Annotated in this window: 8 protein-coding genes (1 of these 8 cut by a window edge); 7 read left to right on the top strand and 1 reads right to left on the bottom strand. The window is 69.6% G+C overall.

Going from position 1 to position 14,328, the window contains the following annotated elements; all coding sequences use genetic code 11:
• The 7 genes in view from QSK35_RS00100 to QSK35_RS00070 are tightly spaced (each overlapping or abutting the next) and all read left to right on the top strand, a layout consistent with a single transcriptional unit that may run on beyond the window.
• Positions 1-8,699, top strand: partial view of a non-ribosomal peptide synthase/polyketide synthase gene (locus tag QSK35_RS00100; protein WP_352242934.1) — the final stretch only. 16,891 nt of this gene lie to the left of the window's left edge; the window shows 8,699 of its 25,590 coding nt (coding positions 16,892-25,590); its start codon lies off the left edge, out of view; its stop codon occupies positions 8,697-8,699.
• A complete protein-coding gene (locus tag QSK35_RS00095) occupies positions 8,696-8,911 on the top strand; it encodes an MbtH family protein (protein WP_285741085.1) in 216 nt (71 codons plus the stop codon). Before QSK35_RS00100 ends, QSK35_RS00095 begins: the two co-directional genes overlap by 4 nt.
• Positions 8,908-9,924 (top strand): 3,5-dihydroxyphenylacetyl-CoA synthase DpgA, encoded by a 1,017-nt coding sequence (gene dpgA, locus QSK35_RS00090; protein WP_285741084.1) that lies wholly within the window; start codon positions 8,908-8,910, stop codon positions 9,922-9,924. The genes QSK35_RS00095 and dpgA overlap by 4 nt, the downstream gene beginning before the upstream one ends.
• A complete protein-coding gene (dpgB, locus tag QSK35_RS00085) occupies positions 9,921-10,529 on the top strand; it encodes an enoyl-CoA-hydratase DpgB (protein WP_285741083.1) in 609 nt (202 codons plus the stop codon). The genes dpgA and dpgB overlap by 4 nt, the downstream gene beginning before the upstream one ends.
• The gene (locus QSK35_RS00080) at positions 10,526-11,647 is read left to right on the top strand and encodes an enoyl-CoA hydratase/isomerase family protein (protein ID WP_285741082.1); all 1,122 of its coding nucleotides are present in this window, start codon (positions 10,526-10,528) and stop codon (positions 11,645-11,647) included. The genes dpgB and QSK35_RS00080 overlap by 4 nt, the downstream gene beginning before the upstream one ends.
• On the top strand, positions 11,644-12,795 hold the full coding sequence (locus QSK35_RS00075) for an aminotransferase-like domain-containing protein (RefSeq protein ID WP_285741081.1): 1,152 nt from the start codon (positions 11,644-11,646) through the stop codon (positions 12,793-12,795). Before QSK35_RS00080 ends, QSK35_RS00075 begins: the two co-directional genes overlap by 4 nt.
• On the top strand, positions 12,792-13,541 hold the full coding sequence (locus QSK35_RS00070) for an O-methyltransferase (protein ID WP_285741080.1): 750 nt from the start codon (positions 12,792-12,794) through the stop codon (positions 13,539-13,541). The genes QSK35_RS00075 and QSK35_RS00070 overlap by 4 nt, the downstream gene beginning before the upstream one ends.
• On the opposite strand, the gene ppk2 is transcribed toward QSK35_RS00070, so the two are convergent.
• Positions 13,528-14,328 carry a polyphosphate kinase 2 gene (gene ppk2 / locus QSK35_RS00065; protein WP_285741079.1) on the bottom strand — a complete coding sequence of 267 codons (801 nt, stop codon included), beginning with the start codon at positions 14,326-14,328 and terminating at the stop codon, positions 13,528-13,530. The two genes, QSK35_RS00070 and ppk2, sit on opposite strands and share 14 nt — an antisense overlap.

Genomic DNA, 14,328 nt, shown 5'->3' with positions numbered 1-14,328 from the left:
GTGAGATCTACCTCGCCGGTGCGCAGGTCGCCCGCGGGTACCACGGCAAGCCGGGACTGACGGCCGAGCGGTTCGTCGCGACGCCGCACGGCCGGATGTACCGGACGGGCGACCTCGGACGATGGAACCGCAAGGGACAGCTGGAGTTCGCCGGCCGCACCGACGACCAGATCAAGATCCGCGGCATCCGGGTCGAACCCGCCGAGATCGAGACCGCCCTGCTCCGGCACACCGACCAGGCGGCCGTGATCGCGCGCGACGGCCGGCTCGTCGCCTATGTCACCGGTGTCGCGAGAGACTTCCGGGCGTTGCTGGCCGACGTCCTACCGGACCACCTGATCCCGTCGGCGTTCGTCATGGTCGAACGGCTTCCGCTCATGTCGAACGGCAAGCTCGATCGAGCCGCACTTCCCGAACCCGTGTTCACGTCGTCGAACGGCCAGCCGCGCACCGAGGCCGAACGTGTGCTGGCCACGGTGTTCGCCGAGGTGCTGGGCGTGTCCGCCGGTGTCGACGACGACTTTTTCGCGCTCGGCGGCGACAGCATCATGAGCATGCAGCTCGTGAACCAGGCTCGGCGGGCCGAGTTCGGGCTGACGTACAAGGACGTCTTCCAGCACAAGACCATCGCTGCACTCGCCCGTGTCGCGACCACGACCGCCACGGTGCACGACACCGGCGTCGGGCCGGTTCCGCTCACCCCCGCGATGCATCGGCTACGCGCACAGGGCGGTTCGATCGACCGGTTCCACCAGTCGGCCGAGCTGGCGGTGCGGACGACGCCGGAGCGGCTCACCGCGGCGTTGCAGGTGCTGTTCGACCATCACGACGCCCTGCGCATGCGACTGAGCCCCGGCTGGGAGCTGGAGGTACTCGACCACGTCAACGCCGAGAACTGCCTCGCTGACAGCCTGGAGTCGGCGCTGGACCGGTTGTCCCCCGCCGACGGTGTCATGCTCCAAGCCGTCTGCGAGGACGAGCGGGTGCTGCTCGTCGCGCACCATCTCGTCGTCGACGGCGTCTCGTGGCGCATCCTGCTGCCGGACCTCGAGGCCGCGCTCGACGGCCGGTCGCTCGACCCGGTCGGCCGGTCGTTCCGCTCGTGGGCTCTCGACCTGGCCACCCAGGACCGTTCGCACGAGATTCCCCTGTGGACCGGGATGTGCGTCGATACCGACCGCGACATCTCCGGGCCTCGGCGCGAACTGCGTTCGACATTGCCGAACATCACCCCACCCGAGCGATATCGGGTGGACGAGGTGCTGCTCACCGCGCTGGCTCAGGCTTGGGGTCGAACGCTGTTCGTCAATGTCGAACGGCACGGCCGCGAAGGCCGCGATCTCGAACGGACCGTGGGCTGGTTCACCAGCCACCACCCCGTCCGGCTCGACGGCGACCTGAAGCAGGTCAAGGAACAGCTGCGCGCGATCCCGGACAACGGCATCGGCTACGGCATCCTCCGGTACATCACCGGCGAGCTCGACGGACCGGAACCGCTGGTGGGCTTCAACTATCTGGGCCGTCTCGACAGCGAGCTCCACGCCGGCGGCGACCCAGAACTAGCGCACGCGCTGGAGATCAACGCACTGACGCGGGACGGGCGGCTGGAGATCTCCTGGGCGTGGCGCGCCAACGCGTTCACCGAGACCGAGATCCGCGAGCTGGCCGACCGGTTCGCCCGCCACCTCGAGCGCCCGATGGAAGGCGGCCTGACGCCGTCCGACGTGCTGGCGCCGGTGTCGCAGGCCGAGATCGACGAGCTGGTGGCGGCCCGGCCGGGCGTCACGGACATCTGGCCGCTCGCGCCGTTGCAGGAGAACCTGCTGTTCCACAACCTGTTCCACGACGACACGGCCGACCCGTACACGTCGCAGATCTGTTTCGCGCTGGACCATCCCGACCCCGTGACGCTGCGCCGGAACGCGGAGGAGTTGCTGCGCAGGCATCCGAGCCTGCGAGCCGGGTTCTCCGAACAGCTGCAGTTCATCAGCGACGTCGACCTGCCGTGGGCAGAGGTGGAAACCACGGACGTCGAGACGTTCCTCGCCGCGGACCGCGCGCGGAGGTTCGACCCGGCGCGGCCGCCGTTGATCCGGTTCACGCTGGTCAACGGCCGGTTGCTGGTGCTGAGCCACCACCATGTGCTGCTCGACGGCTGGTCGTTGCCGATCGTGCTCACCGAGCTGTTCGGCGGCGAACCCGGACCGGTCACGTCGTACCGCGAGTACCTCGCGTGGCTGCAGACACAGGACCGCACACAAGCTCTCGAAGCATGGCGGACCGCACTGTCCGGAGTGGACCCGACGCTGCTGGCTCCGGGGGCCGACCGCACGCCGGGAGCGTCCGAACAGGTCCGGCTGGCGCTGTCCGAGGGCCTGTCCGAACGGCTGCGCGCCCGCGCACGGCAGCTCGGGGTCACGCTGAACACGCTGGTTCAGGGCGCGTGGGCGATCCTGCTCGGCCGGCTGACCGGCCGCGACGACGTGGTGTTCGGCGGCACGGCCGCGAACCGTCCGGCGGACATTCCCGGCGTGGAGAACATCGTCGGGCTGCTGCTGAACACGCTGCCCGTCCGGGTGCGGCTGAACCGGCCGATGGCCGAGATGCTGCGGAGTCTGCAGGACGAGCAGGCCGCGCTCACGCCGCACCAGCACGTCAACCTCGCGGATCTCGGCGACCTGTTCGACACGATCACCGTGCTGCAGAACTACCCGCACAGCACGGAAGAACTGCCGGTGCGGCGGATCACCGACCAGAACTCGACGCACTACCCGCTGGCGCTCGTCGCGAGCCCCGGCCAGGCACTGAGCCTCGGCCTGGTCTACCGGCCGGAGGTGTTCGCCGAGGACGCCGTCCGCACGATCGCCGACCGGCTGGTCCGGGTGTTCGAAGGCGTCGCGGACCTGCGCGACCCCGACGTGCTCACGGCCGGGGAGCACGCGGCCCTCGCGCGCTGGAACGACACGAGCCGCTCCTTCCCCGTGCAGCCGCTGTTCCGGGTACCGGAAGAGACCACGCTCGTGTTCGGCGACGAGAGCATCAGCGACCTCGACGCCAGGGCCGCCCGGCTTGCGCACTACATCGTCGAACAAGGCGCCGGTCCCGAGAAGATCGTCGCGATCGCGTTGCCGCGTTCGGCCGACTTCGTCTTGGCGATTCTGGCTGTTTTGAAGTCCGGCGCCGCGTTCCTGCCGATCGACGTCACGCAGCCCGACGAGCGCATCGCGTTCCTGCTCGACGACACCGACCCGGTGTTCGTCCTGGACGCGCTGCCCGACCTGACCGGCTACCCGGCCACGGACCCGGTTGTGGCCCGGGATCCGCGCCATCCCGCGTACGTCATGTACACGTCCGGGTCGACCGGACGGCCGAAGGGCGTCATTGTCGAACACCGTTCGCTCGCGAACCTGTTCCAGCACCACACGGACACGAGCGAACGCCTGCGGGTCGCGGCGACGGCGGCGTTCACGTTCGACATGGCATGGGAGAGCCTGCTGTTCCTGTTCGCGGGCCACGAGGTGCACCTCGTCGACGACGACACGCGGCGCGATCCCGAGTTGCTCGGCCGGTATCTGCGCGACCACGACATCGACCTCGTCGCGCTCACGCCGTCGTTCGCGCAGCTGCTCCCCCACCGGCCGCGGATGCTGCGGCTCGGCGGCGAGTACCTGCACCAGGACCTGCCGGGCCAAAACTCCTACGGCCCAACGGAGACGACGGTGTACGCCGTCGAGATGCCGGTCGACGGCGCCACGCTCGGCACGCCGATCTCGAACATGCGGGTACACGTGCTGGACTCCGCGCTGCGGCCGGTGCCGCCGGGCGTCACGGGTGAGCTGTACATCGAGGGCCCGCAGCTCGCACGCGGTTACCTGAAGCAACCGGGCCTGACGGCCGAGCGGTTCGTCGCGTCGCCGCACGGCCGGATGTACCGGACCGGCGACCTCGGACGGTGGAACGCCAAGGGACAGCTGGAGTTCGCGGGCCGTACCGACGACCAGATCAAGGTCCGCGGCATCCGGATCGAGCCCGGCGAGATCGAGTCCGTGCTCGCCGCGCAGCCGGGTGTCGCGCGGGCGGCGGTCGCGGTGCGAGACGACCGGCTCGTCGCCTACGTCGTGCCCGGTACCGCCGGTGCCGCGCACGTCGAGCAGTGGCGGCAGCTGTTCGGCTCCGTGTACCGCGGCGCGGACGACCCGTTCGTCGGCTGGAACAACTCCTTCGACGGGCAGCCGATCCCGCTCCGCGAGATGCGGCAGTGGCGGGACGACACGGTATCGCGCATCCGTGCCCTCGGCGGGAAACGCCTGCTGGAGATCGGTGTCGGCACCGGTCTGCTGCTCACCGAGCTGGCGCCGGAATGCGAAACCTACTGGGGCACCGACCTCTCGCCGGTCGCGATCAACCGGCTGCGGCCCGCGCCGAACGTCGTGCTGCGCACCCAGGCGGCCGACGACATCACCGGTCTGCCGCGCGGGTTCTTCGACGTCGTCGTGCTCAACTCCGTGGTGCAGTACTTCCCGAACGCCGGGTACCTCGCCGACGTGCTGGCCAAGGCGCGGGAGCTGCTGGCGCCGGGCGGCACGATCTTCGTCGGTGACGTGCGCGATCTGCGGTCGTTGCGCGCGCTGCACACCGAGATCAACCCGTCCGGCGTCGAGCGCGCCATGGCCCGTGAAGCCGAGCTGATCATCGATCCCGAGCTGTTCCGCCGGCTCGGGACTGCGGAGATCCTGGCCAAGGGCACGGGCTACGACAACGAGCTGAGCCGCTACCGGTACGACGTCGTGCTGCGTCCGTCCGGCACGCCGGCCGGGGACCTGAGCGCGTTCACCAACGTGCCGTTCGCCGTGCCGGACGGGCTCGTGGAGGCGTTGCGGGCCAGGCTGCCCGAGCACATGGTGCCGTCAGCGATCGTAGCGGTGGAGTCGTTCCCGTTGACGGTCAACGGAAAGCTCGACCGGGACGCGCTGGCCGATCCGGAGTTCACGGCGTCGGACGTCGCGCCGCGCACGCCGCGCGAGGAGCTGCTGTGCGGGCTGTTCGCCGAGGTGCTCGGTCTGCCGGCGGTCGGACCGGATGACAACTTCTTCACCCTCGGCGGGCACTCGCTGCTCGCGACGCGACTGGTGTCGAAGATCAGGGTCGCGTTCGGCGCGGAGGTGGCCATCCGAACGGTATTCGAGGCCGCCACTCCCGCCGCGCTGCTGGAGCACATCGCCAGTGGTACCGGGCGCGCCGGTGTCCGGCCCGTGCCGCGGCCGGAGCGGGTGCCGCTGTCGTTCGCGCAGCAACGGCTGTGGTTCCTCAACCGGCTCGACGGCATGGCGTCGGCGTACAACATGCCCACCGCGCTGCGGCTCACCGGACCGCTCGACCACGACGCGCTGCGTCTCGCGTTGCGTGACGTGGTGGGGCGGCACGAGATCCTGCGCACGATCTATCCGGACACCGTTCAGCAACTGACGGATGCCCTACCAGAACTGTCCGTTCTGGACTATTCAGCGGAGGCAGTGACCGCCGCAGTGCGGCAGGGGTTCGACCTCACCACGGACCTTCCGTTGCGGGTGCACCTGTTCGCTGACGGCGACGAGCACGTGCTGGTCCTCGTGCTGCACCACATCGCGGCCGACGGCTGGTCGATGGCGCCGCTGATGCGCGACCTGTCGACCGCCTACACCGCGCGGCTCGCCGGAGCGCCGCCGGCGTGGGAGCCGCTGCCAGTGCAGTACGCGGACTTCGCTTTATGGCAACAGGATCTCGACCTCACCGAGCAGGCCGCGCACTGGACGTCGGCATTGGCCGGGCTGCCCGAGGAGCTGGCCCTGCCGCTCGACCGGCCGCGGCCCGCGGTGCCGGACCACCGCGGTGACGTCGTGGAGGTTCCGCTCACCGCGGACGTCTCCGGGCTGGCCCGCGACGCGCAGGTCAGCGAGTTCATGGTGCTGCACGCCGTACTCGCCGCGCTGCTCACCCGGCTCGGCGCCGGCACCGACATCCCGATCGGCACCGCCGTGGCCGGCCGCACCGACGAGGTGCTGGACGACCTGGTCGGCTGCTTCCTCAACACGCTGGTGCTGCGCATCGACACGTCCGGCGACCCCACGTTCCGCGAGCTGCTCGACCGCGTGCGGACCACGGACCTCGCCGCGTACGCGCACCAGGACCTGCCGTTCGAACGGCTCGTCGAGCTGCTCAACCCGTCGCGCACCCTGGCCCGGCACCCGCTGTTCCAGGTCATGCTCGGCACGCGCAACACCGTCGCGCCCGAGCTCAACCTGCCCGGCGTCACGGTCAGCCCGGCGCTCGCCGACCTCGGCGTGGCCAAGTTCGACCTCGCGTTCACCGTCGCCGACGATCACCTCGCGTTGAACTACCGCACCGACCTGTTCGACCGTCGAACGGCGTTCGACATCGCCGAACGGTTCGTCCGATTGCTCAACAATGTCGTCGCGCAGCCGGATCTGCCGATCGGGGACGCCAACCTCCTCTCTGATCACGAACGCACCGCGTTGCTGGAGTGGACGAGCACGCCGTACCCGGCGCGGACCGTGCCCGACCTGTTCGTCGTGCACGACGAGATCGCGGTGGTGCACGGGGACTCGCACCTGACGGCGGCCGCACTGGACGCCCATGCGAACAGGTTGGCGCACTGGCTGATCTCGCGAGGTGCCGGACCGGAGCGGATCGTGGCGTTGCGGTTGCCGCGGTCGGTGGGCCTGATCGTCGCGATTCTTGGCGTGCTCAAGTCGGGCGCCGCGTACCTGCCGCTCGACGCCGGCACCGAGCGAACGGCGTTCATGCTCGACGACGCCAAGCCCTTCCTCGTGCTGGACGAACTCCCGGCGCTCGACGGGTATCCGAGCACCGCACCGGACGTGGAGATCGACCCGGCGAACGCCGCGTACGTGATCTACACGTCCGGCTCGACCGGGCGGCCGAAGGCCGTCATTGTCGAACACCGTTCGCTCGCGAACCTGTTCCACCACCACACGGCCGTCGGAAGCCGGCTGCGGGTCGCGAACGCCTCGGCGTTCACGTTCGACATGTCGTGGGAAGGCCTGCTGCTCATGTTCGCGGGCCATGAGCTGCACCTGGTCGATGATGAGGTCGGTGACGTGGACCTGCTCTCGGCGACTCCGACGTTCGTGCGGCACCTCGGCTCGGTGCCGGTGACGCGGACCGGCGGCGAGTACCTCGATCCCGAACTCGCGCGGTCACTGCCGGCGGGCAGCCGCAACTCCTACGGGCCCACGGAGACCACGGTCTACACGATCGACACCCCGGTAGACGGTCCGGCGCTCGGCCGTCCGATCCCGAACACGCGGGCGTACGTGCTGGACGAGCGGTTGCGGCTCGTGCCGCCCGGTGTCGTCGGTGAGCTCTACCTGGCGGGTGCGCAGGTCGCACGCGGATACCACGGGAAGCCCGGTCTGACCGCGGAACGATTTGTGGCCTGTCCGTTCGGGGGCCGGATGTACCGCACGGGCGACCTGGCGCGGTGGAACGCCAAGGGGCAGCTGGAGTTCGCCGGCCGCACCGACGACCAGATCAAGATCCGCGGCATCCGGGTCGAGCCGGCCGAGATCGAGGCGGCGCTGCTGCGGCACGTGTCGCAGGCCGCCGTCGTCGCGAGGAACGACCGGCTCGTCGCGTATGTGACCGGTGACAGCACCGGCCTGCGTGGACTCCTTGCCGAACAGCTGCCGGGTTACCTGGTGCCCGCGGTCATCGTGGAACTCGACGCGTTGCCGTTGACCAGCAGCGCCAAGGTCGACCGCGCCGCCCTGCCCGACCCGGAGATGCCGGTTTCACGCGGCCCCCGCACGCCGCACGAGGAAGTCCTCTGTGGACTGTTCAGCGAGGTCCTCGGCCGCGAGGCGGGCGTGGACGACAACTTCTTCGCCCTGGGCGGCCATTCGTTGCTCGGGGTACGGCTGGTCAACCGGATCCGCGCCGTGCTCGGCGTCGAGCTGACGGTGGCGGACCTGTTCCACGCGCCGACGGTCGCGGAGCTGGCCGACCCGCGTCCCGCGGTGGACACCGTGCTGCCGTTGCGGCGCGACGGCAGCGGGCCGCCGTTGTTCTGCCTGCCGCCGGTCGGCGGGTTGAGCTGGTGCTACGCCGGGCTCGTCCGGCATCTAGACCGGCCCGTGATCGGTCTGCAGGCGGCGACGCCCGCGGAGACGTTCGGCGAGCTCGTCGACCGGTATGTGGCCGACATCCTGGCCACCGAGGGCCCGTACCACCTCCTCGGCTGGTCGCTCGGCGGGTTCCTCGCGCACGAGGTCGCGGTCCGGTTGCAGGAACTGGGTCACGAGGTCGCCCAGGTGGTGCTGCTCGACGCGTACCCGCCCGCGGCCACGCCGCTGCCGGTGCCGACACCCGACGAGGCGTTGACGGCGATGCGCGCCTACGCCGAGGAGGTCGAACTGGGCGACCGGCTCGAGGCTCAGGCCCGCGTGTACCGCGCGAACGTCGCGGTCACGCGCGAGGCGGTGCCCGGTGTCCTCCGGGGCGACCTGGTGCACATCGCCGCCACCGAGGACCAACCGGCCGGCGCTCCCACGGCCGACGCGTGGGAACCGCACGTCACCGGACAGGTGCGGCGACACCGGGTCGCCTGCACGCACGACGCCATGACGCGGCCCGAGCCACTCGCCGCGGTTGGCCGGATCCTGAAGGAGATCACGCCATGACGAACCCGTTCGACGACGAGGACGGCCGGTTCCTCGTGCTCATCAACGAGGAGAAGCAGTACTCGCTGTGGCCGTCGTTCGTCGATGTGCCCGAGGGATGGACGACCGTGTTCGGTGAGGACACCAGAGCGGCCTGCCTGGAGTACGTCGAGACGAACTGGACGGACATGCGTCCGGAGAGCCTTCGTCAACAGATGGACGCCCAGCAGTGACAGCCCTGCTCGGCGTGGGCACCGCCACCCCGCCAGACTCCTATACCCAGCGCGAGGTCCTCGACCTGTTCGGCATCGACGACCCGCGTATCCGTTCGCTGTTCCTCAACAGCGCGATCGAGCGGCGCAACCTCGTGCTGCCCCCGCTCGACGCGGACGGCCGCCCGTGCCGCGAGGCGCAGGGCGAGCTGCTCGCGAAGCACCAGTCGTGGGGCGTGCGGCTCGGCAGCGAGGCGATGAAGTCGTTCCTCGACCGCGACATCGGCTACCTGTGCTGCGTGTCGTCGACCGGGTTCATCACACCGGGCTTCAGCGCGTTGCTGATCAAGGAGCTGGGACTCTCGACCGGCACGCAACGGCTCGACGTGGTCGGGATGGGCTGCAACGCCGGGCTCAACGCCCTCAACGCCGTGAGCGGCTGGGCCGCCGCGAACCCCGGCCGCGTCGCGCTGCTCGTCTGCATCGAGGTGTGCTCGGCGGCTTACGTCATCGACGGCACCATGCGGACATCCGTTGTGGACAGCCTGTTCGGTGACGGCGCCGCGGCACTGGCCGTGCAGGCCGGCGGGGACGGGCCGGAAGTGCTGAAGTTCGCCAGCTGCCTGATCCCCGAGGCGATCGGGGCGATGCGGTACGACTGGGACTCCGGCCACGGCGCGTTCAGCTTCCACCTCGACCGCGACGTGCCGTACGTAGTCGGCGCACACGCCGAGCAGGCCATCGACGGACTCCTGATGGGCACCGGCCTGCGGCGGTCCGACATCGCGCACTGGGTGGTCCATCCCGGCGGCAAGAAGGTCATCGACGCCATGAAGATCAACCTCGGGCTGACCGTGCACGACCTGCGGCACACCACCGGTGTGCTGCACGACCACGGCAACCTGTCCAGCGGGTCGTTCCTGTTCTCCTACCAGCGCCTGCTCGCCGAGGACGTCGCCCGTCCCGGCGACCACGGCGTGCTGGTCACCATGGGACCGGGATCGACCATCGAGACCGCACTGGTGCGGTGGTGAGCGTGGAACTGGAGATCAGCGGCGCGGAGCCGCTCACGACCGAGCTGATCGACCGCGTCGACCGTGCGCGGGCTCGGGCCGAGGACGACGGAATGCTCGTCGTGCGACTGGGATCCGGGTCGGTGGAGTGGCCCGGCAAGGTCGACGTGCACCTCGTCGGCAAGTGGGAACAGGCGCTGCGCAAGCTCGAACGCGTTCCCGCCACCACGATCGCGATCGCGTCCGGCGGCTGTGCGGGCGCGGCGGCGGAACTGTTGCTGGTGACGGACTATCGGCTCGCGGCACCCGGCTTTCGGCTGCATCTGCACCCGTGGCCCGGCATGGCGCTCTACCGCCTGGTCGTGCAGGCCGGCGCGGCACGCGCCCGGCGGCTCGCGTTGTTCGGCGGCGAACTGGACGCGTCCGAGGCCGCTTCCCTGGGCCTGATTGACGAGATCGCCGACAACCCGGACGCGGCGATCACGGAGCTCAAGACGTTGGCGGGCAAGGAGATCGCGATCCGGCGCCGGCTCATGCTCGACGCGGGCAGCATGCAGTTCGAAGAGGCTCTGGGTGCGCACCTCGCGGCGTGCGATCGGTACCTGCGCGCCGGGGAGGCCGAATGAGGTGGGACACCGATTCGCGGCTGCGGTTCGTCACCGACCGCGCCGACGACATCTACGCCCAGGTCACCGCCGGTGAACGGCTCGTCCTCGCCGACGTCGCGTATCGGGCGGCCGAACTGTTCCCCGGTCTCGTGCCCACCTGGGACGAGATCGCCGAGGAGCGCCGGCACGACCAGGCGGACAAGGCAGGCCGGGAGATCGAGCAGGGCATTCTGTTCTCCGGGTTGTTCGGCTCGGCGCGTTCTGGTGGGCACCTGCTCGACACGATGCGGCAGCCCACCGACCGGTCGATCGCGCTGCTGCCGGAGTTCCGCGCGAACGGACAGCTCAAGCTGGAGACCGTGCACCTGGAACGCCGCGACGGCGCGGCGCACGTGACGATCCACAACCCGCAGGTGCTCAACGCCGAGAACGACCAGCTCGTGGAGGACCTGGAAACGGCCGTCGACCTCGCGTTGCTCGATGACGAGGTACGGGTCGGCGTGCTGCGAGGCGGTGTGGTGTCGCATCCGAAGTACGTGGGGCGGCGGGTGTTCAGCGCGGGCATCAACCTGACCGACCTGCACCACGGGCGGATCTCGTTCGTCGACTTCCTGCTGCGCCGCGAGGCCGGGTTCATCCACAAGATCGTGCGCGGCCTGCTGTCCGGCGCCGAGAAGCCGTGGGTGGGCGCGGTGGACTCGTTCGCCATCGGCGGCGGGCTGCAGCTGCTTCTGGTGCTGGACAAGGTGATCGCCGAGGAGGGCGCGTACTTCAGCCTGCCCGCCGCGCACGAGGGCATCGTGCCGGGTGTGGCGAACCTGCGGCTCACCCGGCTGACCGGCGGCCGGCTAGCCCGGCGGATCATCCTCGGCGGGCGGCGCGTGCACACCTCCGATCCCGACGCCCGGTTGCTGTGCGACGAGATCGTGCCTGCTCAGCTCATGGACGAGGCCGTCGACGCCGCGGTCGCCGACCTCTCCGCGCCGGCCGTGCTGGCGAACCGGCGGATGCTGAACCTGGCCGAGGAGCCGCCCGAACTGTTCCGCCGGTATCTGGCGGCGTTCTCGTTCGAGCAGGCGAAACGCATGTACAGCCCGGATGTGCTCGCGTCCGTGGCGAGGAAGGCGCGCCGGTGAACCTGGACGATCCCGTGCTGCAGTCGTTGAACTTCCTCAACGAGGTCGTGGACCGCTACCCGAAGTCGATCTCGTTCGCGCCCGGCGCCCCGCACGAACGGTTCTTCGCGGGCATCTCCGTCGCGCGATACATCGATCGCTACTGCGATCACCTGCGGGGCAAGGGGTTCACAGACTCGGAGGTGCGGCGGCGGCTGTACCAGTACGGGCCGAGCCGTGGGCTGATCAACGACCTGATCGCGAACGCGTTGCGGTGCGACGAGGGCATCGAGGTGGGGCCCGAGTCCATCGTGGTCACGGTCGGCTGCCAGGAGGCGCTGTTCGTGACGCTGCGCGCATTAGGCTGCGACGCGGTCGGCATCGTGGACCCGAGCTACGTCGGAGTCGCGGGCGCGGCCAGGGTGCTGGGCATCGACATCGTCCCGGTGCGGGACCTGACCAGGCTCGACGGGTTCCCGGTGCTCTACGTCGCACCGGACTTCGCGAACCCGACCGGCAACCGGATGTCGCTGGCCGCCCGCCAGCGGCTGCTGGCGGACGCGCGGCGGCGGGGCGTGATCCTGTTGGAGGACAACGCCTACGGGTTCACCGCGGCCGATCACCTGCCTCCCTTGAAGGCGCTCGACACGTCCGGTCAGGTGATCCATTTCGGGACGTTCGCCAAGACGTGCTTCCCCGGCGCGCGCGTTGGGTTCGTCGTCGCGGACCAACCGGGGCTCGCAGATGCCATCGCCACGGTCAAGAGCATGGTCACGGTCAACACCTCGGCTTTGAGTCAGGCCGTGATCGGCGGCATGCTGCTGGAGCACGGCGGGTCGATCAACGCCATGGCCCGCGGGAAGGCCGTGCTGTACCGGCGCAACCTGCGAATGCTGCTCGACGCGATGGACCGTCACCTCACCGGTCTGCCGATCACGTGGAACCGGCCGGCGGGCGGGTTCTTCGTGGTCGCGACGCTCCCGGTGCCGGTCACGGACGAACTGCTGGAGCACTGCGCGGACTCGTTCGGCGTGATCTGGACGCCGATGCGGCACTTCCACCTCGGCGGTGGCGGCACGCACGCCCTGCGGCTGGCGTGCAGCTACCTCGACCCCGAGGACATCGAAGAGGGTGTGATCCGGTTGGCACGGTTCGTGGAGGCGCTGTGACATTCGAGGAAGCCGTTGCGCGCCTGCGGGTGCCCGGCATGGGCACAGAGGTCGTGGCGCCGTTGCTGCAACTGCTGATCCAGCTCGTCCGGCCGCGCCGGGTGCTCGAGGTCGGCATGGGGTACACCACGCCGTTCATCGCCTCCGCGCTCGCCGCCCTGGAATCGCAGGTCCGCGCCGAGCACTCGGGACTGGTCGCGAAGCAGGATCGTCCGATCGACGACGCGTGGCTGTACGAGCCGCCGGCGCTGCTGGCGCCCTCGTTCTACGCGTCGCCGTATCGGCCGGAGTTCGTGGCGGTCGACGACCTGTCGCTGCCCACGTCGTCCGCGCCGCTGGTGCGTTCGGTGCTGGACTCGTTGGATCTGGACGTCACCGTGATCAACGCGCCTCTGCAGTCGTGCCGTGCTCTGCTGCCCGCGGGGTTCGCGCCGATCGACCTGGCTTGGGTGGACGCGTGGGAGTGTCTGTACTTCTTCGAGAACTTCTGGGATCTGATCAATCCGGCGGGCGGGTTGGTCGTCATGCACTACCTGATGACCTATCCCGAAGGGGAGGCGATCGTCGACTACATCGCCGACGTGCTGCACGCGCATCCCGGTGAGCTGGAGATGGTCAATCTGGTTGAGCCGCACAAGCTGACCCAGAACAGTCTGACCGTGTTGCGCCGCACGGAATCCCGTCCGGCTCCGCTGTCGTCGCGCGGCGGGCAGGTGGACTACGCCACGGTGTTCAAAGCTTTGTGAGCGCCAGCGTCGACGCGTGATCTGGCACCTCGGTCTGCAGGCTCCGGGCAGTGCGCTGGTACCCGGTCGACGGCGGCCGTTTCGGCAGCTTCAACACCGGCGTCGCAACGTCCCGGTACTCGATGGTGCTCAGCAGGTGCGCGATCATGTTGATCCGGGCCCGCCGCTTGTCGTCGCCTTCCACGACGTACCAAGGGGACTCGGGAACGTCGGTGTGCACCAGCATCTCGTCCTTGGCCCGCGAGTAGTCCTCCCAGCGGGTCAGCGACTCGAGGTCCATGGGTGAGAGCTTCCAGCGCTTGAGCGGGTCGTCCAGCCGCTTGCGGAAACGACGCTCCTGCTCGGCGTCGCTCACCGAGAACCAGTACTTGCGCAACAGGATGCCGTCCTCGACGAGCATGCGCTCGAACACCGGGCACTGCCGCAGGAACAACCGGTGCTCCTCGGGCGTGCAGAACCCCATGACCCGTTCGACGCCCGCGCGGTTGTACCAGCTGCGATCCAGCAGCACGATCTCCCCCGCCGCGGGTAGATGTGCGACGTAACGCTGGAAGTACCACTGCGTGCGCTCACGCTCACTCGGCGCGGGCAACGCCACGATCCGCGCGACCCGCGGGTTGAGGTGCTCGGTGATCCGCTTGATCGCGCTGCCCTTGCCCGCCGCGTCCCGTCCCTCGAACACGACGACCAGCCGGGCACCCTCGGCGCGCACCCACTCCTGCAGCTTCACCAGCTCCACCTGCAGGCGGAACAACTCACGCTCGTACTGCTCGCGGCCCAGTCGCAT

Origin of the sequence: Lentzea sp. NBRC 105346 (assembly GCF_030269605.1) — a bacterium.
In the GTDB taxonomy this organism is placed as follows: domain Bacteria; phylum Actinomycetota; class Actinomycetes; order Mycobacteriales; family Pseudonocardiaceae; genus Lentzea.
The sequence above is the reverse complement of the archived record's forward strand: the minus strand, read 5'-3'. Positions and strand labels throughout refer to the sequence as shown.